The sequence below is a fragment of the Pseudomonas lijiangensis genome (assembly GCF_018968705.1).
GTDB lineage: Bacteria > Pseudomonadota > Gammaproteobacteria > Pseudomonadales > Pseudomonadaceae > Aquipseudomonas > Aquipseudomonas lijiangensis.
The window spans coordinates 948939-970210 of sequence record NZ_CP076668.1; the positions used below are offsets into that span (position 1 = coordinate 948939).

The 21272-nt window shown below is 56.9% G+C and carries 16 protein-coding genes and 2 tRNA genes; 2 read left to right on the top strand and 16 right to left on the bottom strand.

Going from position 1 to position 21272, the window contains the following annotated elements:
• Positions 1 to 30: 30 nt before the first annotated feature.
• The 4 genes from pcsA to KQP88_RS04170 all read right to left on the bottom strand — a co-directional run bounded on the left by pcsA (position 31) and on the right by KQP88_RS04170 (position 5966).
• The gene (pcsA, locus tag KQP88_RS04155; RefSeq protein WP_200995348.1) at positions 31 to 750 is read right to left on the bottom strand and encodes a phosphatidylcholine synthase; all 720 of its coding nucleotides are present in this window, start codon (positions 748 to 750) and stop codon (positions 31 to 33) included.
• A gap of 137 nt (positions 751 to 887) precedes the next feature.
• Positions 888 to 2903, bottom strand: coding sequence for an alkaline phosphatase D family protein (locus KQP88_RS04160; RefSeq protein WP_216704922.1), 2016 nt, complete (start codon positions 2901 to 2903; stop codon positions 888 to 890).
• A 186-nt stretch (positions 2904 to 3089) separates the two neighbouring features.
• Entirely contained in the window at positions 3090 to 5480 is a 2391-nt protein-coding gene (locus KQP88_RS04165; protein WP_216704923.1) for a TonB-dependent siderophore receptor, read from the bottom strand.
• Positions 5481 to 5889: 409 nt separating this feature from the next.
• Positions 5890 to 5966 (bottom strand) — tRNA-Met (locus tag KQP88_RS04170).
• A 662-nt stretch (positions 5967 to 6628) separates the two neighbouring features.
• On the opposite strand from KQP88_RS04170, the gene KQP88_RS04175 reads away from it, so the two are divergent.
• Complete coding sequence (locus tag KQP88_RS04175) at positions 6629 to 8686, top strand: methyl-accepting chemotaxis protein (RefSeq protein ID WP_200995366.1); 2058 nt, start codon at positions 6629 to 6631, stop codon at positions 8684 to 8686.
• Positions 8687 to 8792: 106 nt separating this feature from the next.
• Here the strand turns inward: KQP88_RS04175 and KQP88_RS04180 are convergent, their stop codons facing one another.
• The 6 genes from KQP88_RS04180 to KQP88_RS04205 form a co-directional block, all read right to left on the bottom strand.
• Positions 8793 to 10787 carry a putative bifunctional diguanylate cyclase/phosphodiesterase gene (locus KQP88_RS04180; protein ID WP_216704924.1) on the bottom strand — a complete coding sequence of 665 codons (1995 nt, stop codon included), beginning with the start codon at positions 10785 to 10787 and terminating at the stop codon, positions 8793 to 8795.
• A gap of 328 nt (positions 10788 to 11115) precedes the next feature.
• Positions 11116 to 12006, bottom strand: coding sequence for a glucose-1-phosphate thymidylyltransferase RfbA (rfbA, locus tag KQP88_RS04185; protein ID WP_200995368.1), 891 nt, complete (start codon positions 12004 to 12006; stop codon positions 11116 to 11118).
• Positions 12003 to 12908 carry a dTDP-4-dehydrorhamnose reductase gene (gene rfbD / locus KQP88_RS04190; RefSeq protein ID WP_095067191.1) on the bottom strand — a complete coding sequence of 302 codons (906 nt, stop codon included), beginning with the start codon at positions 12906 to 12908 and terminating at the stop codon, positions 12003 to 12005. Before rfbD ends, rfbA begins: the two co-directional genes overlap by 4 nt.
• The gene (gene rfbB, locus KQP88_RS04195; RefSeq protein WP_216704925.1) at positions 12905 to 13981 is read right to left on the bottom strand and encodes a dTDP-glucose 4,6-dehydratase; all 1077 of its coding nucleotides are present in this window, start codon (positions 13979 to 13981) and stop codon (positions 12905 to 12907) included. Before rfbB ends, rfbD begins: the two co-directional genes overlap by 4 nt.
• Before the next feature lie 99 nt (positions 13982 to 14080).
• The gene (locus KQP88_RS04200; RefSeq protein WP_122320377.1) at positions 14081 to 14392 is read right to left on the bottom strand and encodes a DUF7693 family protein; all 312 of its coding nucleotides are present in this window, start codon (positions 14390 to 14392) and stop codon (positions 14081 to 14083) included.
• Positions 14393 to 15304: a LysR family transcriptional regulator gene (locus KQP88_RS04205; RefSeq protein ID WP_216704926.1), complete on the bottom strand. Its 912-nt coding sequence runs from the start codon at positions 15302 to 15304 to the stop codon at positions 14393 to 14395. It lies immediately after the preceding gene.
• A gap of 103 nt (positions 15305 to 15407) precedes the next feature.
• Here KQP88_RS04205 and KQP88_RS04210 point away from each other — a divergent pair, with 103 nt between their 5' ends.
• Positions 15408 to 16598 carry a TDT family transporter gene (locus KQP88_RS04210; protein WP_216704927.1) on the top strand — a complete coding sequence of 397 codons (1191 nt, stop codon included), beginning with the start codon at positions 15408 to 15410 and terminating at the stop codon, positions 16596 to 16598.
• 107 nt (positions 16599 to 16705) lie between these two features.
• Here the strand turns inward: KQP88_RS04210 and ychF are convergent, their stop codons facing one another.
• The 6 genes from ychF to ispE all read right to left on the bottom strand — a co-directional run bounded on the left by ychF (position 16706) and on the right by ispE (position 21271).
• Entirely contained in the window at positions 16706 to 17806 is a 1101-nt protein-coding gene (gene ychF / locus KQP88_RS04215) for a redox-regulated ATPase YchF (RefSeq protein ID WP_200995371.1), read from the bottom strand.
• A 21-nt stretch (positions 17807 to 17827) separates the two neighbouring features.
• Positions 17828 to 18412, bottom strand: a complete 585-nt coding sequence (gene pth / locus KQP88_RS04220) for an aminoacyl-tRNA hydrolase (RefSeq protein ID WP_025258595.1) — start codon at positions 18410 to 18412, stop codon at positions 17828 to 17830.
• 164 nt (positions 18413 to 18576) lie between these two features.
• Positions 18577 to 19182: a 50S ribosomal protein L25/general stress protein Ctc gene (locus tag KQP88_RS04225; protein ID WP_200995372.1), complete on the bottom strand. Its 606-nt coding sequence runs from the start codon at positions 19180 to 19182 to the stop codon at positions 18577 to 18579.
• Between the two features lie 137 nt (positions 19183 to 19319).
• Positions 19320 to 20261 carry a ribose-phosphate pyrophosphokinase gene (locus KQP88_RS04230; RefSeq protein WP_025258597.1) on the bottom strand — a complete coding sequence of 314 codons (942 nt, stop codon included), beginning with the start codon at positions 20259 to 20261 and terminating at the stop codon, positions 19320 to 19322.
• A gap of 46 nt (positions 20262 to 20307) precedes the next feature.
• Positions 20308 to 20382 (bottom strand) — tRNA-Gln (locus KQP88_RS04235).
• 40 nt (positions 20383 to 20422) lie between these two features.
• A complete protein-coding gene (gene ispE / locus KQP88_RS04240; protein WP_216704928.1) occupies positions 20423 to 21271 on the bottom strand; it encodes a 4-(cytidine 5'-diphospho)-2-C-methyl-D-erythritol kinase in 849 nt (282 codons plus the stop codon).
• Position 21272: the final 1 nt, after the last annotated feature.

Here is a 21272-nt window from a genome sequence, read left to right on the forward strand (position 1 = left end):
TCAACAGCCCTGCGTTTCCTTCCTCTGGATTCAGGCCTTGAGCCTGCCCAGCCACTCCAGGGATGTTCTCCAGATACAGATCCCCATGAAGTAAGCCGACATGGCGAACCACAGCCCCATGATCACCGGCCCGTTGTGTGGGTGGTTGATGATCAGCGAGGCGCTGCACAGCAGCCAGACCGTGGTGACCGCAATATTGATCGGCATGAACTTGCGCACACGAAACGGGTGCAGGAACTTCATGCGGGTCAGTGTCAGGAGTGCCAGGGCGACAATGGTGATGAACGTCATCCATGGCGATGGCGAAAGGATATACAGACTCAGGGCGACGACGTTCCAGGCAGCCGGGAAGCCCTGGAAATAGTTGTCCTTGCTTTTCATATCCACGTTGCAGAAGCAGAACAGCGACGAGACCAGAATGATCGATATGCTTAACAGCAGGGTGAATTCCGGCAGCGGGATATAGCGATAGATGAACAACGCCGGGATAAAGACGTAGGTCAGATAATCGATTACAAGATCGAGTGCCGAGCCGTCGAAGTGCGGCAGTACCGAGTGAGTGTTGACCTTGCGCGCCAGCGAACCGTCGACACCGTCCACGATCAGGGCGACGCCCAGCCAGAGCAGGCAGGCCTTGGGTTCATTGTTGAACAGTGCAATGGTTGCCAGAAACGCAAGGACTACGCCTGTGGCGGTAAAGCCGTGAGCACCCCATGCGTTAAGCCTGGCTATGCGTTGATTGGTTATCACGGGACGCTCTCCAGAAAGTAATGCGTGTCAGTGTTACAAAAATGACCTTCAGATTATGTGAAAACGCAGCAGCGCCGGGCGCAGGAGTGTTCACAAAATCTGGTAGCTACTATCGACCCGGCAATCGTCGATAAGGTTCAGCGGTGACTATCGCTCGTTTTGCCGTCATTTTCCAGAAAACCGCTGCCCGGCGAGGACCGCTCGTCCTTGTACTCTTGCGGTTCGACGAAGCAGGTGGGCGCAGAGCCATTGGCGTTGAGCTGATTGATCAGGGTCGGTTCGCCACGCTCATTGAAGAAGACCTGGCCGATGCCTGCCGAATTCCATAACCGCTCACCGGCCTTGCTGTGCTGCGGCGTGCGCGGAATGACTTTCATGCGACGACGTTTTGTGAACCAGTTGAGCGGCGAGCGCGGCGAGTAGAGCCAGCGGTTCAGGCGATCGAAGGTGTCGAGCAGGCGGCGGGGAAACTCGTTCTTGATGCCGCTGCTGGTGATCTGCCAGATGCGTGGCCCGCCGCTGCGCTTGCGAATCAGGATTTCGTAGACGAACGAATAATGCACGTCTCCGGAAAGAATGACGTAGTTCCCCGGCGTCCTGGAGTGACCAAAGATATTGAGAATGACCTGTGCGGCCCCGCGATGCGCCATCCAGTTTTCCGCATCCACCAGCAACGGATAACCGAGCCAACTGAATACCCGCTGGATAGCCTCTATCAGCTTGACCCCGAACACGGGCGCTGGCGACACGATGATTGCGGCCTTGTGGTCGAGCAACTCCTGCTGCAGTTCGCTGAGCGCTTCCCAGTCCATCAGGCCTGAGGGCTGACTGAAGTTCCACTCACTGCGCCAGCGCCGGGTACGGGTGTCGAGCACCACCAGCGCCGGGCTGGTGGGTAGAACGTAGTGCCATTGCTGGAAGTGCAGCAGTTTGTCGATTACGGCATCCTGGGTCTTGCTGGCCCAGCGGTTGTCATGGTTCTTGACCTCTGCACTCAAGGCCTCGACCTGCTGGATGAGGTCATCAAGCGCATCGGGATTGTTGCCCCAGCCCTGGCATAGCAGGTAGGCGAGCAGCGCGTTGCCGATGATGCGTTTGGAGAATGGATGGCCGTAGGCGCTTTCCTCCCAGTTGGCTGACAGGTTCCAGTCATCGGTGATGTCGTGGTCATCGAAAATCATCATGCAGGGCAGATGCGCCATGGCCCGCGCTACACCACCCAGGCCGCGTTTGAAAGCGTCGATCAGGTGCTGTTCTCTGGTGTAGCGTTCGCACTGTTCGGCATCGAGCTTCGGCATGTCCGGATTGATCAGTGTCCAGGGTGTCGGCGACCAGACCAGCAGATACATCGCCATGACTTCCGCCAGCGTGACCAGATGGTTATCCGCCGAACTGCTGGTGAACACAGGTTTACTGACCCCACCAAAGAACCGCTCGCGCAGCGTTTCGTTGCTCTTGAGTGCCGGCAGCAGATCGGCGCGCTGGTAATAGCTGGCCGGGTGCTGATAGAGATCGACGCTGTCATCGATCACTGCACCTTCAAGCCGCTCCCCGAACAGGCCAAGGCGCTCGATCAAGGCATGAATGGCACGCAGCATGGGGCCGGCAACATCGTCGGCGTAAACCTGATCACCGCTCATCATCAGCAGGGCAGGGCGCTCCTGCGGGTCTTTTGTGTCGGCCAGCAGGCGGTCGACACACAGCAGGCCATCAGCCGCAGGATGATGCGGTTTGCGGCATGAGCCATGGAGCATATGGTCGATCTTGCTGCGCACCACAAAGTTCGGGCTGCCGGTTTCGGCGTACAGCAGGTGTGGCGCCCAGTCGGCGATGCCGCTGTGCGCTTCGCCATCGATCAGCAGGTCGTAACCGATCAGGGTGTCTCTGGGGAGTTCGGTATCCAGCTTTACGTCGATCAGGTGCACAAAGGCATGACGACCTACCGCGATAACCTTGCATTGCCCGGCGTCGAGCGGATAGTCCGTGCAGACCTGCGCCCCGTTGGCGTCAGTGAATTGCAGACGCAAAGTCATGGAAAGCGCTCGCGAGCCTGTCAGCCAAAGCACCAGACGGTTTGCTTCCTGACGACGCAAGACAGGACCAGCGAGTACAGCAGGTAGGTTTGAAGACGGTTCGGCGGGGTTTACGGACATCCTGGTTTCAGGCTCTGACTGAATTTCGACCAGAAATGGTAACGCAGGCGGTGTGAAAAATTCCTACAGGTAGCGTCAGGCATGCGGAGCAGAATGTTTCAAAACAATACCGAATGGCAGGCATGAAAAAGCCGATGCCAGAAGCTCTGGCATCGGCTTTTCAGAGTTTTCAGTGCGTCCGATGGATCAGAGAGTCCACTTCAGCGAGAACATCAGATTGCGCGGGTCGCCGTAGACGCCCATACCGCCGCCCTCGGGAATACCTTGCCAGTACTTGGTATCAAATACGTTATTGAAATTGACGCGGCCATCCCAGTGCTCGTCGAACTTGTAGCCAGCCATCAGACCGACGACGGAGTAAGCATTCTGAGTCGCATAGCCGTTGCCGACCCGCTCAAAGGTTTCGCTTTGAGCAAGAACGTCCGCCCCAACGCGCCATTTGTTCAGATCACCCTGCAGGTTATAGCTGGTGACGGCCTTGAACAGATGCTTGGGTTGATCCGGCGAGAAGTTACGACCTTCGTTACGCTCTTCGGCGTCTTTGACGTACTGGCTCAGCAGATAGGTATAGGCTGCGGAGAACTGCCAGTTCGGGGTCAATGCACCACTGATCTCGGTGTCGATACCGCGACTGCGTACTTCGCCCGCAGCGCTGTAACACCGGGTGGCAGGGAAGCTTGGGCAGTTATCCGTGGTCTGGTTGGCAATTTCATACGCGCGGTTTTCCTGAGTCATATCAAAGAGCGCTACCGATGCGTTCAGTGCGCCATTGAAGTACTCGCCTTTCAATCCGATTTCGTAGCTTTCACCGGTCATTGGATCAAGCACAGAGCCTGAGGCGCTTTTATTGTCCTGCGGCTTGAAGATTTCGGTATAGCTGGCGTAGACCGAGTAGGTATCGTTCAGGTCGTAGATAACGCCCGCATAAGGGGTGACTTCCTGTGTGACCTTATAGTCGCTGGTGCCGCTGCGGTCATCGTAGTCATACCAGCTCAACCGGCTACCAACGATCACATGCAGTTTATCGGTCGGGTTAAAGCGTGCGGCTGCATAAACAGCCTCTTCTGTCGCCGTGTTTTTGCCTTGGTAGAAGTTCCAGTTACTGTCACCACGTTCTGGTTTCACAATAGTGCCAGGGGTGATAGCAAAAGGATCTACGGTATAGGCATTCCACCAGCCACCGACCTGATCGAATTTTTCCTGGCGGCGGCTCGCACCGAGTGTCAACTCATGCTCTCGGCCAAACAACTGGAAGGGGCCAGTAAGCGTGCCATCCAGGTTGGTTTGCACATCCTTGGTGTCATAGGCACCTGCCCCTAGCGTGTATCCAGTAGAGGATGTGGAGTCGAGTTGCAGATAGTTGGAAAAGCTTTCTGACTTGGCCCAGATTTTCGCTGCTGCCAGTTTTGCGTTCCAGCCATTGTCGAAACGGTGAGTCACGTCAGTGAATACGCTGACATTATCCCTGTCCCAATAAGCCCAGTCGCCGCTTAAAAAGGTCGAGCGCGAAAAGTGCAGATTTTCACCGTTAGGGCCTGATGGCAGGCTACCCCAGTCCGAAGTCGTATCGTCACGTTGCTTGGAGGCACCAATGCTCCAAGTGGTGGCATCGCTCAGATCGGCTTCCAGAATTCCGTAAAAGGTCTGGCGTTGTTTGTTGCGCTCGTCGACAAAACTTTTGTCATCCTGATAAGCAGTCACAAAGCGTCCACGAAGGGTGCCGGACTCGTTGAGCTTGTTGGAAGCATCGACTTCAGTGCGGTAACGGTCCCAGCTTCCAGCGCTGGTGGTGATGCTGACTTGCGGCGTCGCGGTAGGACGCTTGCGCACCATATTCAGGGTCGCCGACGGATTGCCTGCACCGGTCATCAGGCCCGTGGCACCACGAACCACTTCAACGCGGTCGTAAATGGAAAGGTCAGCTTCGGCCAGGGTGTCCTGAGTGAAAGTACTCAGGATGCTCGGCAAACCGTCGTACATCACGTTATCGATGGTAAAGCCGCGAGCCAGGAACTGCTGACGGTCCTGACCGAACTTGCGCAGAGTCACGCCCGGTGCATATTTGACGACGTCATTAAGGTCATTCATGCCTTGGTCATCCATGCGCTGGCGCGTGATGACACTGACCGACTGAGGGGTTTCACGGATCGACAAGGGCAACTTGGTCGCCGTGTTCATCGAGCCCGTAGTGTAGGAATTGGTGCCTTCGGTGGTCGCAACCCCCGCAATGCCCGTGTCGGCATCGATATTCACGTTACCCAGCGATACCGGACCTGCGGCCTGCTGCTGGAATACCTGCGCAGAATTACCCTGCACGGTTGCACCCAGACCGCTACCGGCCAGCAACTGATTCAGCGCTTGCGCCGGCTCCAGATTGCCCCGCACCGCGGGTGCCTGCTTGCCTGCGACTGAACGGGCATCGAAATTGACTTGCATACCACTGGCCTGACCCAATTGGGTCAGAGACGACGATAGGGACTGAGATGGCAGATTCAAGCTGACAGGAGCAGCCAGGGCAGCGGCCGACAAACCTAGTGCCAAGGCACCGGTCAACGTGGGGATAAAGGGACGAAGCATCTCGTGATTCCTAGAGGGGCATGAAGGCATGGCGGCTTTGCGAGAGGCGTAGCGAGGGTCGCTCGGCATGGCAAAGTGCAACGTGAAGCGCAGGATTTAACAATTTTTTCACAAGCATGTAAATACAAACGATTTGCAATTGCTCCTTTGTTTGTGTTCGTTTCTGAGCCAATGCCTGGCGTACCTGATGGTGAGGCATTCTGTGATGCAAGCCTGGCTGGGTTGTGGGCATGCGGAGGACGAAGAGGCTCAGCCTAGAGCCTTGGCTTTATCCGACAGGTGGTGGAATCAGAAGGGAGTGGCGCAGGATTATCGAGCGGGCGAATTGGGGGTATTAGAGGAGGGGGAGAGCGGATTGCTGAACGCCAAAAACAAGAAAGCCCGCACTAGGCGGGCTTCTTGTTGAAGTTGGTGGCTACACAGGGACTTGAACCCCGGACCCCAGCATTATGAATGCTATGCTCTAACCAACTGAGCTATGTAGCCAAGTGGCGCGCATTATTCGCGCAGAACGACTATGTGTCAAGCGTCGATATGAAAAATAATTGCGATTGATCAATCGGTTAGCTCGGAGCTGCTGCAAAGTCTCGGTTTTCAGGGGCTTTGGAGGGTACGGTTATTTGTCTTGCGGCCTGGTTAACCTGTTCGCATTCGGTGGCGCGTGTCGGTCGCGGGCGTCTCCTGCCATTCACTTCGACTGTTTCTTCCAGTGACATGTTACGGGACTCATTTTTCAGGCCGCTACGAACGCCGTTTTCGAACGGCTGATGTTCGGTTTTCCGAATGCTGGAAGGTGTTTTTGTCGGTGGGGCAGCGAGAGTTTTTCCTCAAAGGGAACCGCCGGGCCTGTGTTGTCCACGCAGGTCGTCCACTTTATGCACTTTGGGTAAGTTTTCTGCGTCATTTGTGGAGTTTTACTGCAAAAAGGGCTGCGTCGGTCCAGTTCTTGCTTTGTTCCGCGCAATGCACTGAACAAGATGCTTTTCGTGCCTTTAAAACATGGACGACTTCGCTTTTCGGATAAACGAGTAGCGGTGGCTATCGTCATCAAATCAATAACATGGCATTTTGCTATTTGGCTTTTTTGAAAACGGGCATCTGCACGGGTCTACCCGGTTTTTGCAGCGTGTCACAGGGGGATGGCGGACATGAGTGGGCTTTTATCACCAGGTATGCGCCTGATGGGGCATTTTGGTTTCGCGCGTAAGTTTCAGGTCCTGTTCTTGTTGTTCATGCTGCCCCTGGTGGGCAGTGTATGGATGATTGCTCAGGATTATCGCAACAAGCTTGCGGTGATTACGGGCGAACAGTCAGGTGTGCGTCAGTTGCTGGTTCTCGATGACCTGGATTTCGAGCTATCGACCCAGCGTGATAACGCGGCGCGCTGGAAGGCTGCCGATATTCTTCGTGAACCCACTCCTGCGGCCAAGGCTGCGATTGCCAAGCTTGATGCCAATGTCTCGAAAATCTCCCAGGCACTGGATGCCGTAGGCGCCAAATTGGCGCAGGAAGATGCTACTGCTGAAACCATGGAGCGTTACAGGGCATTGCAGGCGTCCGTGAAGGGCCTGGACTCGGCTTCGTTGCGCACGGTTGGCTGGTGGCCGGATGGTTATGATCGTTTTACTGCGTCCCTGAGCCTGACCCAGGCCCTGCGTGAGCAGATTGCGATGGACAGCGGCCTGATCCTCGATCCCTGGCTGGAAACCTACATGCTGATGCAGCTTTCCACTCAGCAGATGCCGGATCTGATCGAGCGTATCGGTCGTATGGCCAGTATCGGTCAAACTTCCGTGGCCACAGGTCAGTTCAGTCTGCAAAGTCGTTTGCAGATGCGTGACCTGCGCGGTCGCATCGATGATGCCAAGGATCAAATGCACAAGGCGGGCAACCTGCTGTTGTCCAAGCTGCCGCCGGAGCTGGAGCCCTGGGCTGTAAAATACAAGGCGACTTCCGCGATGCTGGACGCCGAGCTGAAAGTGCTGGATGAGGGCGTATTCGGTGGCAGCATCAAGCTCAAGCCCGAAGAGTTCGAGCGCAGCATTGATGCCCTGCTGGGCGGGATGGCTCAGTTGCGCAAGCAGTCGCTGGTTTCTCTGAACGATCGGCTCGAGTACTACCGCGATACTTCCAATATGCAGTTCATTCCGATGGCCGTGGCCTTTGGCGTACTGCTTCTGGCAGCGCTCTATCTGTTCGTTTGCCTGCAATCTTCAATTCGCCGTAGTGCCAGCGGCATTACCACGCTCGCCGAATCGCTGCGTGACGGCAATCTGTGCGTCGAGGTTTCGGTGCAGGGGCGTGACGAGCTGGCCGCGATCAGCAAGGCGCTGAACGTTGCGGTGGTGCAGTTGCGCACCAGTCTGTTGGGCGTCAATCACGAAACCCGGCAACTGGGTGATGCAGTGCTGACCCTCAATACCCAGTCCAATGGCACGCTCAGTGAAGTCGAAGAGCAGCAGTATCAGATCAGCCAGATTGCAGCCGCGGCCACCGAGCTGGCGGCAACCTCTCAGGGTGTGGCCAGAAGCTGTGAACAGGCTTCCGACAGCGCACGCCAGACCCGCAAGATTGCAGAAGAAAGCAGTCGCGACAGCCGACGCACCACCGACAGCATCCAGCAGCTCAATCAGCGCCTGACGGATACGGCTGCCGCTCTGGGGCGTGTCAGCGAGCAGGGGCAGCAGATCCAGTCGGTCGTTGATGCGATTCGCGGCATTGCCGAACAGACCAACCTGCTGGCGCTCAACGCGGCCATCGAGGCGGCGCGGGCGGGCGAGCAGGGGCGCGGGTTTGCAGTGGTGGCCGATGAGGTCCGTAGCCTGTCGCAGCGCACTCAGGCTTCCACGGCGGAAATCGCCGGTACTGTGGACAGCTTGCGCTCTACCGTGACGCAGGCCGTCAATCTGATGGAAGCGGCTTGTGGTCAGGCGGTCAACGATGCTCAGTCCGTGACCGGGCTGGGTTTGCGGTTGGGGGAAATTGCTTCTGCCGTGCAAGGCGTGACCGACACCCTGGTGCAGATTTCCACTGCGGTCGAAGAACAGGCTTCGACGGCCGATGAGGTCAGCAACAATATTCAGCAGGTGGATCAGGCAGCAGGTCGTTTGCTCGAGGGTGCCCGTGCCGTCAATCAGGCGGCCGATACCCTGAGCAAGGGCAGCCGTGCGTTGAACGACAATACAGCGCGCTTCCAGTTGGGTTGATCGGGTCTTACCGAACGCTTCACTCGATGACACCTCAATCGCCAGGTCCGGCGGTTGAGGTGTTTTGCATTGGGGAGCAGGGTCTTGCGTTTGACTCGTGGTGCCGTCAAACGGCTAATGCAGGCTCGTTGATCCAGGTGGGCGCAATACTTTGTAGCTGCACCCAGGGTTGCGGTTTGCCCAGCAGGTAACCCTGGAATTCGTCCACTCCCATTGCATGCAGGCATTGCGCCTGGGTATGGGTTTCGATCCCTTCGGCAACGATCTTCAACGAAAAGCGCTTGGCGATGAGGACTGCACTTTCCACCACGGCCAGTGCCCGGTCATCAAGCTGGGCGACGAATGAGCGGTCGATCTTGATGCCATCGATGGGCAGCTCACGCAATCTGGACAGTGAGGAATAGCCGGTGCCGAAGTCGTCGATGTGGATATGCACACCCAGTTTTCTCAAGTGATGCAGCGATTCGAGAATGCGATCCTTCCAGGCTTCGTCAAACACCGACTCGGTGACTTCCACAATCAACCGGGCAGGGGACAGACGCTCTATCGCGAGCGTCTGGGCGACGAAGCGGGTGAAGCCCGGCGTCACCAACTGGCGAATGGAAACGTTCACGGCAATCGACGGCAGTTCCGGGCCGGTTTTCTCCCAGGTGACGGCTGCGCGGCAGGCCTGCTGCAATACCCAGGCGCCGAGTTCGACGATCAGGTCGGACTCTTCGGCTATGGGAATGAATTCCTGCGGGCCTACAGCGCCCAGCAGAGAAGGGTTCCAGCGCAGCAAGGCTTCGATGCACATCACTTCGCCGGTTGTTGCCGAGATCAGGGGCTGGAATACCAGGGACAGGCTTTCATCATGCACGGCCTGGCGCAGGGCGATGTTGATGTCCAGCTTGCGACGCTGAATGCGCGCCAGTTCCTGATCATAAAACACGATACGGCCACGGCCCTGTCGCTTGGCTTCCGCAGATGCCAGGTCGGAGGCTTGCAACAGGGTTTCAATGTTGTCGCCATCGTCGCCCTGAATGGCAATGCCGATGCTGACGCCGATGCGCAGGGAGGCAGAGGCGACCTCGAAGTTCTTTATCAGCGCTTCCCCGAGGTTCTCAGCCAGTTGCCAGGCCTGGGTGCGGATATCGAGTAATGCTGGCGTCACGACAATGAACTCATCGCCTCCCCAGCGGGCAATGGAAGAGCCGTCTGGCAGCAGGGATTTCAAACGCTTCGCGACGCCCTGAAGGATTTCATCGCCACAGGCATGTCCCAGCCCGTCATTGATCTGCTTGAAGTGATCCAGGTCGAGAAACAGGACGGCGCGCAATTGGGGAGCGGAATCCGGCAGCGGGCTCAAGTCGTACATCAGGCCGCGGCGGTTAGGCAGGCCGGTGAGCGGATCGTGATGAGCCAGATTGTGCAGGGAGCGTGTTCGGTCGGCGACGCGCTCTTCAAGCTCTGCATTGGTGGCGAGCACTTCCTCGGTGCGCTGGGTCAGTTGTTCGACCAGGTCCGAGTTTTCATACTTCAATTCGATGGAATTGCGCAGCCGTTCATAGTTGTTGCGGTGCCCGGCAAGCATCAGGCCATAGAACGCCACGCCAATGACGCTGAGTATCCACTGCGATGGAGTCTGTACGGCCAACTGGTAGCAGACAGGCAGCATCATGAGCCCGAAATACACCGGGCCCATCACGCGCATGGGCGCAAGTATTCCGCTGGCACCGCCTGCCATGGCCGATATCACCATGGTGATCAGATACTGTTGGGCATGTGGATAGGTATTGAATTCGCTCAGGATGAGGACTGCCCACAGAAAGCCGGTGGCAAACAGGCCGGCTCCCTGAAGCTTCCAGGCTCGATCAAGCCATTCGATCGATTGACCTCTGGGAGTATTGGCGACTTTGAGCAGGTAGTGATGCAAGGCATACCTGAACCCCAGAGTGGTCACGACGATTGCCAGCCATGTCCAGTGACATTCGCGGTCGACTTCCGATGTCTGGACCAAGAGCACCATACCGATTGCCGCGATCAGTTGAGCCCATAGACCTGCAAGGTTGCTGCCTAACGTGTATTGCAGAAGCTCAGCCTTCAGATGGGCCTTGTTCATCTTGTCTTTCTCGACAGGTACTTTCTATGGGAGTCCGTGTGTGAAGTGAGATCCATGAGTGAAGGCAGACTGCATTCATGTAGCGAGTCTTGCCAGATGCGATGCAAGGCTCTGGGCTGAATGCATCTTTGATCTAAATGATGGCCAAATGCAATTACTATAAAGCAGTGGTGGGTGGGGTTTTTAAATGCGCGGTCATGCCGTTATCGGCCGCAAGCGTTCAGAGCTTGAGGTGCCGGTCATCGGACAGATGGTAAGAGGAAGGCGTTGCAGAGAGATCGCCTTTGGCCACGTGATGCAGCCAAAGGCAGAGGCGGAGCGCTGCGGGTCAGAACGAACCGTGTTTCAGCAGCTTTTGCAGGTATTGGCCGTAGCCGGTCTTTTTCAGTTTTTCAGCCTGATCACCCAGTTGCTGAGCCGTGATCCAGCCATTGGAGTAGGCGATTTCTTCGAGGCATGCCACTTTCCAGCCCTGGCGCTGTTCGATGGTATGCACGAAGTGGCTCGCTTCCAGCAGCGATTCGTGGGTGCCCGTGTCGAGCCAGGCGAAACCGCGGCCCAGAATTTCCACCGTCAGGCTTTTCTGTTCCAGATAGGCCCTGTTCACGTCGGTGATTTCCAGTTCGCCACGCTCGGAAGGCTTGATGTTTCTGGCGATTTCGACAACCTGGTTATCGTAGAAATACAGCCCGGTAACGGCATAGCTGGATTTCGGATTGGCCGGTTTCTCTTCAATGCTCAGTGCCCGACCGCTGTCGTCGAACTCCACCACGCCAAAGCGCTCGGGATCGGAAACGTGATAGCCGAATACCGTCGCACCGCTGCTTTGCCGGGTGGCGGCGTGCAGTTTTTCCGAGAAGTGCTGACCGTAGAAAATGTTGTCGCCAAGGATCAGGCAGCATGGATCCTTGCCAATGAACTCTTCACCGATCAGGAAAGCCTGTGCCAGGCCATCGGGGCTGGGTTGCTCTGCATAGGTGAGTTCGATGCCGTACTGGCTGCCGTCTCCCAGGAGCTTGCGGAAAGAGGGCAAGTCGTCCGGCGTGGAGATAATCAGGATTTCACGCATTCCTGCCAGCATCAGCACCGACAGAGGATAGAAAATCATCGGCTTGTCGTAGATCGGCAGCATTTGCTTCGAAACGCCGAGGGTCAACGGATGCAGACGAGTGCCCGAGCCTCCGGCCAGGATGATGCCTTTACGGTTGGTCGTGATCATTTATTCAGGGTTTCCATGAGCATTCGGGTTACACCACTTTGCCAATCCGGCAAGTGCAGGGAAAAGGCGCTGCGCAGTTTTGTTGTGTCCAGGCGCGAATTCAAAGGCCGTTGCGCGGGAGTCGGGTAGTCGACGGTCCCGATGGGGTTTACGGCCTCTACTGCCAGTTGCTCGCCATTGGCTCGGGCAAAATCGATGACATATTGCGCGTAGGCATGCCATGACACTTCGCCTGCCGGTGCCAGATGATAGATCCCGCCGAGTTGCGGGCGTGCCAGTGTCTGTTGCAGGGCAACTGCCGTTACATCCGCCAGCAGCTCAGCGCCTGTGGGGGCGCCGATCTGATCGCTGATGACATTGAGCGTCGGACGATCCTTGGCGAGTCGCAGCATGGTCTTGGCAAAATTGTTGCCGCGTGCCGCGTACACCCAACTGGTACGAAAGATCAGGTGTTTGCAGCCCGATGCAGCAATGAGCTGCTCACCTTCGAGTTTGGTTGCGCCGTAATGGTTGATGGGCGAAACAGCATCGGTTTCTTTCCAGGCGTTTGTGCCTGTGCCATCGAACACATAGTCGGTCGAGTAGTGAATCAGCAGGGCGTCGAGCTGGCGTGCTTCTTCAGCCATGACCTGGCTGGCCAGGGCATTGACCCGGTGTGCCGCTTCACGCTCGCTCTCGGCCTTGTCGACGGCCGTATAGGCCGCGGCATTGACGATGACCTGGGGCTGGACACGACGAATCGTATCCCGCAGGCCGGTCAGATCAGCCAGGTCGCCAGCCAGCTCGCCGCAAGTGGTCTGTGCAGGATGTCTATCCAGCGCTATCACTTCGCCAAGCACTGCCAGCGAGCGCTGCAACTCCCATCCGACCTGACCGTTTTTCCCAAGTAGAAGTATTTTCATGCTTTCCCGGTGCGCGATGCGTAGTTTTTATCGATCCATTGTTGATAACTACCGCTTTTCACATGAGCGACCCACTCAGGGTTATCGAGGTACCACTGCACGGTCTTGCGGATGCCGGACTCGAAACTTTCCTCGGGAACCCAGCCCAGCTCACGCTGAATCTTGCTGGCGTCGATTGCATAGCGTAGATCATGCCCGGGGCGGTCCTGAACATAAGTGATCAGGTCGGCATGGGGGCGGAAGGCCGAGTCGGGACGAAGCTGGTCGAGCAGGGCGCAGACAGTGTGCACCACTTCGATGTTCTGTTTTTCGTTGTGACCGCCGATGTTGTACGTTTCGCCGATCTCGCCCTCGGTCACCACCTTGTAGAGTGCGCGTGCGTGATCTTCCACGTAAAGCCAGTCACGGACCTGATTGCCTTTGCCGTAAATCGGCAGTGGCTTGCCTTCCAGTGCATTGAGAATGATCAGCGGGATCAGCTTCTCCGGGAAGTGGCAGGGGCCGTAATTGTTCGAGCAGTTGGTGACCAGTGTCGGCAGGCCGTAGGTCCGGCTCCAGGCGCGCACCAGATGGTCGGAACTGGCCTTGCTGGCCGAGTACGGCGAGCTTGGCTGATAAGGCGTTGTCTCGGTGAACAGGTCTTCAGGCCCTTCAAGGTCGCCATACACTTCATCGGTGGAAATGTGGTGGAAGCGGAACGCTGCCTTGCGCGTATCGTCCAGTCCGTTCCAGTAGCCGCGAGCGGCTTCCAGCAGCGCGTAAGTGCCGATGATGTTGGTCTGGATGAACTCCGAAGGCCCGCTGATGGAGCGGTCCACATGGGACTCGGCAGCCAGGTGCATCACCGCATCGGGCTGGTGATCGCGAAAGACCCGGTCGAGCTCTTCACGGTTGCAGATATCCACATGCTCGAAAGCATAACGCTCGCTCTTGTCCGCCGACTGGAGGGATTCGAGATTACCGGCGTAGGTCAGCTTGTCGACATTGACCACAGCATCGGTCGTGTTGGCGATGATATGGCGAATGACCGCCGAGCCAATGAAGCCTGCACCACCTGTTACTAAGATCTTCACGAGAGTTTTTACCTTGGATTCTGACAAGACTTGAGTGCGCCCACTGGAGGTCGCGACTGTAAGGGACAAGCTGACCTGACGATAGTACAAGGCAGCATTTTACATGGAAAAATCGCTATCGCAGGCCTGAAGCAGCAATCGCTCGATCTGTGCCAGCTCCCAGGTGCTCAGCAGGCTGACCGGATCTGTACCGTAACGCTGGGTTTCCAGATTCCACTCCCTGCCATCCGGGGCCCGGCAGCGTTGGCAATGGTGCAGATGCCTGTCACTGAAGTCGAGGGTCAGGCACCAGCCTTCGAGCGTGATTTGCAGCAGACCCGAGTCAAGGTGCTGCGCCAATTGCAGGGAATGAATGCCCTGAGCCGTGTCCCGCAATTGCTGATAAACCTCGCGTGCGCTCAAAGGCTGCATCTATGTCACTCCCTGCAAACGGTTTTCCTCGAACTGGCTGCAACTGTTCCAGAAGCGCTCAAGCCCCGCGGAGATGAATTTCTCCCGATGGCGAATCATGAAAAAGCGTCGGGTAAAGGGTGGAATATCGCCACTCAGCGCCTTCAACTGCTTTGATGCCAGCAGATCGGCAACCACCCAGCGTGAGAGGCAACTGATACCGATGCCTTGGGCCAGCGTGTGCTTGATGGCTTCGGAACTGCCGATCTGCCGGATATCGGACAGGCCATGCAAATGCCTCAGCAACAGTTGCTCGACGACTTCACGAGTGCCCGAGCCCGGCTCGCGAAGCAGCCATTCGGCATCCTGCAGGTCGCTCAGGGTGACGTGCTCTTGCCTGGCCAATGGATGCTGGCTGCCAGCGACTGTCAGCAGCTCATCCACCAGCCAGGGTTCGGCGCTCAGTTCGGGCAGATGACAGGGGCCTTCGGTCAGGCCCATGTCGATTTCAAAGTCGGCGACTTTTCTGGCGATGGTCAGGCTGTTGCCCATTTCGACATCGACTTGTAGCTGAGGGGCTGACTGGCGCAGCTCGCCCAGAATCAGCGGCAGCACATAGTTGCCTATGGTGGTGCTGCATCCCACTCGCAGGCGTGTTTTCATGTCCGCATTACCGGGCTGAAAGCCTGCTTCGATCTGTTGTGCGCTTTCGAGCATCTTTCTGGCCTGAGGCAGCAAGGCCTGACCGTTGTCGTTAAGCACCAGCCGCTTGCCCACTCGGTCGAACAGACGGGTTTCAAGGGCGCTTTCCAGCTCATTCAATGCCGCGCTGGTGGCCGATTGCGACAGCGATACCGCCAGTGCAGCGCTGGTGGTACTGCCATGCTGGCTGATAGCGCAGAAAATCTGCAATTGACGAAGGCTCAGCTTCACTCGATCTACCTGTAAAACGGGTAAGAGAAACCTATATTACCCGTTTTTATAATTATTATGGTTTCCCTAGACTTTGCTCATGTCATCAGGCGGGAGCATTCACATGAGCAACATCGGACCAGCAGCGATCACGGGGCGCGGTCGACCATTGGCTGCTCTTTCGAGCCCTCGGGAAGCCATCCGTCAATTCACGCCCAACTGGTTCGCCGTCACCATGGGCACCGGCATTCTGGCCCTGCTGCTGGGGCAACTGCCTTTTGCCGCGCCATTGCTCAAGTCTCTGGGCGAGGCTCTTTGGCTTTTCAACATCGGTTTGTTCGTGGTGTTCAGCGTGATGTATGCGAGCCGCTGGGTACTGTTTTTCCATGAGGCCAAACAGATTTTCGGCCACTCCACTGTCTCGATGTTCTTCGGGACGATTCCCATGGGGCTGGCCACGATCATCAGCGGGCTGCTCCAGTACGGGTTGCCGCGCTGGGGCGCTTCGGTGATTGCCCTGGCCGAGGTCTTGTGGTGGGTCGACGTTGCGATGGCACTGGTTTGCGGGGTACTGATTCCTTTCATGATGTTTACCCGCCAGCAGCACAGCATCGACCAGATGACGGCCGTATGGCTCTTGCCCGTCGTAGCTGCCGAGGTGGCCGCTGCCTGTGGCGGTCTGCTGGCTCCTCACCTGACAGATAGCAGTTCGCAGTTCATGGTGCTCATCACCAGTTATGTCCTGTGGGCGTATTCGGTGCCGGTTGCCTTGAGCATTCTGGTGATCCTGCTGCTGCGCATGGCCTTGCACAAGTTGCCTCACGAAAGCATGGCGGCATCGAGCTGGTTGTCCCTGGGTCCGATTGGAACCGGCGCCATGGGTATGCTGGTACTGGGTGCCGATGCGCCAGCCATCTTTGCTGCTCATGGTCTGGCAAGCATCGGTGACGTTGCCAAAGGCCTCGGCCTGATCGTCGGCATTCTGTTCTGGGGGCTTGGCTTGTGGTGGCTGACGCTCGCCCTGTTGATCACCCAGCGTTACTTCAGGACTGGCATTCCGTTCAACCTGGGCTGGTGGGGATTCATTTTTCCGTTGGGCATATACGCAGCCACGACCCTGAAGCTGGGAGCGATGCTGGATCTGGGGTTTTTCAACGTGACGGGCGTCGTGCTGGTGATGCTTCTGGCAGTGATGTGGCTGATCGTTTCCTGCAGGACATGGGCCGGGGCTTATCGCGGCAACTTGTTTGTATCGCCCTGCATTGCTTCGGCGGGGAAGGGGTGTAATCAGGTGGGCAGGCTCAGTCCCAACTGATTTTCCGGATGCCTGTATAAACCTGTAGAAACACAAAACCCCCGAATCGCCAGGCGATTACGGGGGCTTTGAGGTGCATCAGCGTCCGTGGCAAGCTACGGCTGGCGTCAGACGTTGAAGCGGAAGTGCATCACGTCGCCATCCTTGACGATGTATTCCTTGCCTTCCAGGCGCCATTTGCCGGCTTCCTTGGCACCGGCTTCGCCCTTGAACTGGATGAAGTCTTCGTACGCGATGACTTCGGCGCGGATGAAGCCTTTTTCGAAGTCGGTGTGGATCACGGCAGCGGCTTGTGGTGCGGTGGCACCTACGCGGACGGTCCAGGCGCGGACTTCTTTCACGCCAGCGGTGAAGTAGGTCTGCAGGTTGAGCAGTTCGTAGCCTGCGCGGATCACGCGGTTCAGGCCTGGCTCTTCGAGGCCCAGGGCTTCGAGGAACATGTCTTTCTCTTCGCCTTCTTCAAGCTCGGCGATTTCGGCTTCGATCTTGTTGCAGACCGGTACCACGATCGCGCCTTCTTCTTCGGCGATGGCCATGACGACGTCCAGGAACGGGTTGTTCTCGAAACCGTCTTCGGCAACGTTGGCGATGTACATCACAGGCTTGCTGGTCAGCAGGTGGAAGCCGCGGATAACCAGCTTCTCGTCGGCGCTCATGCCTTTCATCAGGCTGCGTGCCGGCTTGCCTTCAGTGAAGTGCGGGATGAGTTTTTCCAGTACGGCTTTCTGGGCCACTGCATCCTTGTCGCCGCCCTTGGCGTTGCGAGTGACTTTCTGCAGTTGCTTCTCGCAGCTGTCGAGGTCGGCAAAGATCAGTTCGAGGTCGATGATTTCGATATCGCGTTTCGGGTCGACGCTGTTGGAGACGTGAATCACGTTCTCGTCTTCAAAGCAGCGGACCACGTGGGCGATGGCATCGGTTTCGCGGATGTTGGCCAGGAACTTGTTGCCCAGGCCTTCGCCTTTGGAAGCACCGGCAACCAGACCGGCGATGTCGACGAACTCCATGGTGGTCGGCATGACGCGCTCGGGTTTTACGATGGCGGCCAGAGCGTCCAGACGCGGATCGGGCATCGGCACGATACCGGTGTTGGGTTCGATCGTGCAGAAGGGAAAGTTCTCTGCCGCAATGCCGGACTTGGTCAGGGCGTTGAACAGGGTGGACTTGCCGACGTTAGGCAGGCCGACGATTCCGCAGTTGAATCCCATGGTGTTTCCCCTCGAGTGATGTCAGGCCTTCTGGCTGTGCAGGTTTTTCATCGCCCGGTTCCATTCACCGGCGAAGATATCCGGCAGCACGCCGAGGGCAAAGTCGATACTGGCATCCAGTTTTTCCTGTTCGGCGCGTGGCGCTCGACCCAGGACAAAACCGGAGACCTTGCTGGCATCGCCTGGGTGGCCGATGCCAAGCCGCAAGCGATGGAAAGTGTTCTGGTTACCGAGCTGCGCGATGATGTCGCGCAGACCGTTGTGACCGCCGTGCCCGCCGCCAACTTTCAGTTTGGCAACGCCGGGAGGCAGGTCGAGTTCGTCGTGCGCTACCAGAATGGAATCGACCGAAATGCGGTAGAAGCCGGCGAGTGCCGCTACAGCCTGACCGCTGCGGTTCATGTAGGTAGTAGGAATCAGCAGACGAACATCCTGACCCTGATGCGTGAAGCGTCCGGTCAGGCCAAAGAATTTGCGCTCGGGAACGAGGTTGACTCGTTGCGCCGCAGCAATACGCTCAACGAAAAGAGCCCCTGCGTTATGCCGGGTCTGTTCGTATTCAGTGCCAGGGTTTCCCAGGCCAACGATCAGTTTTATGGCGGTCACGACAGGGGCTCTTCCTTGGAGTTGTGGATAACACCGCTTGCGAAAGCGGCAACGGTGGACGAAAAGTGCTCATTTACCATGATGTAAACTCCGCGATCCCGCCCGCTTTGCCTGCTATCGCTCGCGATGTTTCCTGAGCAACTCCGACGTTACCAAGTAATGAATTACTCGGCAGCGCCTTCTTCTTTGGTGTCTTCTGCAGCTACGCGTGGAGCGTGGACGTTGGCGATAGCCAGGTCGGTGCCGTGCGCCAGTGCGACGAACTCAACGCCTTTTGGCGCCTTGAGGTCGGACAGGTGAACGTTGGAACCGATTTCCAGAGCGCCCAGATCGACTTCGATGAACTCAGGCAGATCTTTAGGCAGGCAGGAAACTTCCAGCTCGGTAGTGGTGTGCGAGATCTCGCCGCCTTTCTTGATCGGAGCTTCTTCGTTGATGAAGTGAACCGGAACGATGGCGGTCAGTTTCTGGCCGGCAACAACACGTACGAAGTCAGCGTGCAGTACGTGACCTTTTGCTGGGTGACGCTGCAGTGCCTTGATCAGGACGTTCTGCTTCTTGCCACCAACATTCAGCTCGATAACGTGGCTGAAAGCAGCTTCGTTTTCCAGCAGTTTGGCAACTTCTTTGGCCAGCATGCTGATGGACTCAGGGGCTTTGTCAGCACCGTAGACAACAGCTGGAACCAGGCTTGCGAGACGACGCAGGCGGCGGCTCGCACCTTTCCCCAGGTCGGAACGCAGTTCAGCATTCAGAGTGAAATCATTCATTTTGTTTCTCCAAAATAACCACACTCGCTTTGGCGTTTGCGACCAGCGCCAATGCGATATGGGCAAAAAAGCCCCGCCCTGACCGGATGCCAGGGCGGGGCGCTTTTCGTCGACGAGATGAACGCCAGGGAAAACCCTTAGCGGAACATCGCGCTGATCGATTCTTCGTTGCTGATACGGCGAACCGCTTCAGCGACTACCGGTGCGATATCCAGTTGACGGATACGGCTACAGGCTTGTGCAGCAGCGGACAACGGGATGGTGTTACTCACCACCAGTTCGTCCAGCACGGAATTTTCAATGTTTTCGATCGCCCGACCCGACAGCACAGGGTGTGTGCAGTAGGCAAAGACCTTGGCAGCGCCATGCTCTTTCAGGGCCTTTGCCGCATGGCACAGAGTGCCGGCGGTATCGACCATGTCGTCGACCAGAATACAGGTACGCCCTTCGACATCACCGATGATATGCATCACTTCGGAGTGATTGGCTTTCTCGCGGCGTTTGTCGATGATCCCGAGATCGACGCCCAGGGATTTGGCAACAGCACGTGCACGCACGACGCCGCCGATATCCGGGGAAACGATCATCAGGTTTTCAAAGCGCTGATCTTCGATGTCATCCACCAGAACAGGGGAGCCGTAGATGTTATCTACAGGAATATCGAAGAAACCTTGTATTTGGTCAGCATGAAGATCAACCGTGAGAACACGATCGATACCCACCACGGTCAGCATGTCAGCAACGACTTTCGCGCTGATGGCAACACGTGCGGAACGCGGACGGCGATCCTGACGGGCATAACCAAAGTAAGGAATCACAGCAGTGATTCGGGACGCTGAGGAGCGGCGGAAGGCATCAGCCATCACGACGAGTTCCATCAGGTTATCGTTGGTCGGAGCGCAAGTCGGCTGAATAATGAAGACATCTTTACCGCGGACGTTTTCATTGATCTCAGTGCTGATCTCGCCGTCGGAGAATTTACCGACAGAGACGTCACCGAGAGGGATATGCAGCTGACGTACTACACGCCGAGCCAGATCGGGGTTAGCGTTCCCCGTAAAGACCATCATCTTGGACACGCGCAGTACCTGGAGGCTGAGGGTATACCTGGATGAGTATAGAAAATGGCAGGGGCGGCTGGATTCGAACCAACGCATGGCAGGATCAAAACCTGCTGCCTTACCGCTTGGCGACGCCCCTGTATTGAATCAATCCGAGTGCCTGGCACTCGATTCCTTTTTCACAGAATCTGTAGCTTGCGATGCAACATCGAAACGTTGCTTCCTTTTGCTACGAACCCTGTAAGGGTCTCTGTAAGAAGGGCCGAGACTTTATCAGCTTCAGCTTTGTTTGGGAAGGCCCCAAACACACAACTTCCAGTTCCGGTTAATTTTGCTTCGGTAAAATTACCTAACAAATTCAAAGCGTTACGTACATCTGGATAACGCTTCTCTACAACCGCTCTACAGTCGTTTTGACTGTTTCCCTTGGGAACGGGGCGCACTTTAATGGGAGGAGTGTCACGTGTCAACAGTGGATCTGAAAAAATTTCTGCTGTACTTACAGATACTTGCGGCACAAGTACCAAATACCACGGTTCTTCGGGGTTTATAGGGGTGAGAATTTCTCCCACACCCTCTGCAAATGCGGCACGCCCACGCACGAAAACCGGGACGTCGGCCCCGAGAGTCAGGCCCAGAGCGGCCAGGCGATCTTCGTCCCAGCCAAGATTCCAGAGATGATTCAGGCCGAGCAGGGTGGTTGCCGCATCGGAACTGCCGCCACCGATGCCGCCGCCCATGGGCAGGCGTTTTTCCAGCCAGATATCCATGCCCAGCGTGCAGCCGGACTGTTTCTGCAAGGCCCTGGCAGCCCTGACGATCAGATTGCTGTCGTGAGGAACGCCGGGAACATCGGTTTGCAGGCGTATTTCACCGTCCTCGCGAACGGCGAAGCCGAGTTCGTCGCCGTAGTCGAGAAACTGAAAGATGGTTTCCAGCTGGTGATAGCCGTCAGGACGACGGCCAAGAATGTGCAGCATCAGGTTCAGCTTGGCAGGAGCAGGCAGGGTCAGGGTTGGCGTGCTCATG

Excerpts from the sequence above, each read along its gene's own strand:
- KQP88_RS04160 (WP_216704922.1), bottom strand. The coding sequence starts at position 2,903 with ATGTCCGTAAACCCCGCCGAACCGTCTTCAAACCTACCTGCTGTACTC.
- KQP88_RS04165 (WP_216704923.1), bottom strand. The coding sequence starts at position 5,480 with ATGCTTCGTCCCTTTATCCCCACGTTGACCGGTGCCTTGGCACTAGGT.
- KQP88_RS04175 (WP_200995366.1), top strand. The coding sequence starts at position 6,629 with ATGAGTGGGCTTTTATCACCAGGTATGCGCCTGATGGGGCATTTTGGT.
- KQP88_RS04180 (WP_216704924.1), bottom strand. The coding sequence starts at position 10,787 with ATGAACAAGGCCCATCTGAAGGCTGAGCTTCTGCAATACACGTTAGGC.
- rfbA (WP_200995368.1), bottom strand. The coding sequence starts at position 12,006 with ATGATCACGACCAACCGTAAAGGCATCATCCTGGCCGGAGGCTCGGGC.
- rfbD (WP_095067191.1), bottom strand. The coding sequence starts at position 12,908 with ATGAAAATACTTCTACTTGGGAAAAACGGTCAGGTCGGATGGGAGTTG.
- KQP88_RS04200 (WP_122320377.1), bottom strand. The coding sequence starts at position 14,392 with ATGCAGCCTTTGAGCGCACGCGAGGTTTATCAGCAATTGCGGGACACG.
- KQP88_RS04210 (WP_216704927.1), top strand. The coding sequence starts at position 15,408 with ATGAGCAACATCGGACCAGCAGCGATCACGGGGCGCGGTCGACCATTG.
- ychF (WP_200995371.1), bottom strand. The coding sequence starts at position 17,806 with ATGGGATTCAACTGCGGAATCGTCGGCCTGCCTAACGTCGGCAAGTCC.
- KQP88_RS04225 (WP_200995372.1), bottom strand. The coding sequence starts at position 19,182 with ATGAATGATTTCACTCTGAATGCTGAACTGCGTTCCGACCTGGGGAAA.
- ispE (WP_216704928.1), bottom strand. The coding sequence starts at position 21,271 with ATGAGCACGCCAACCCTGACCCTGCCTGCTCCTGCCAAGCTGAACCTG.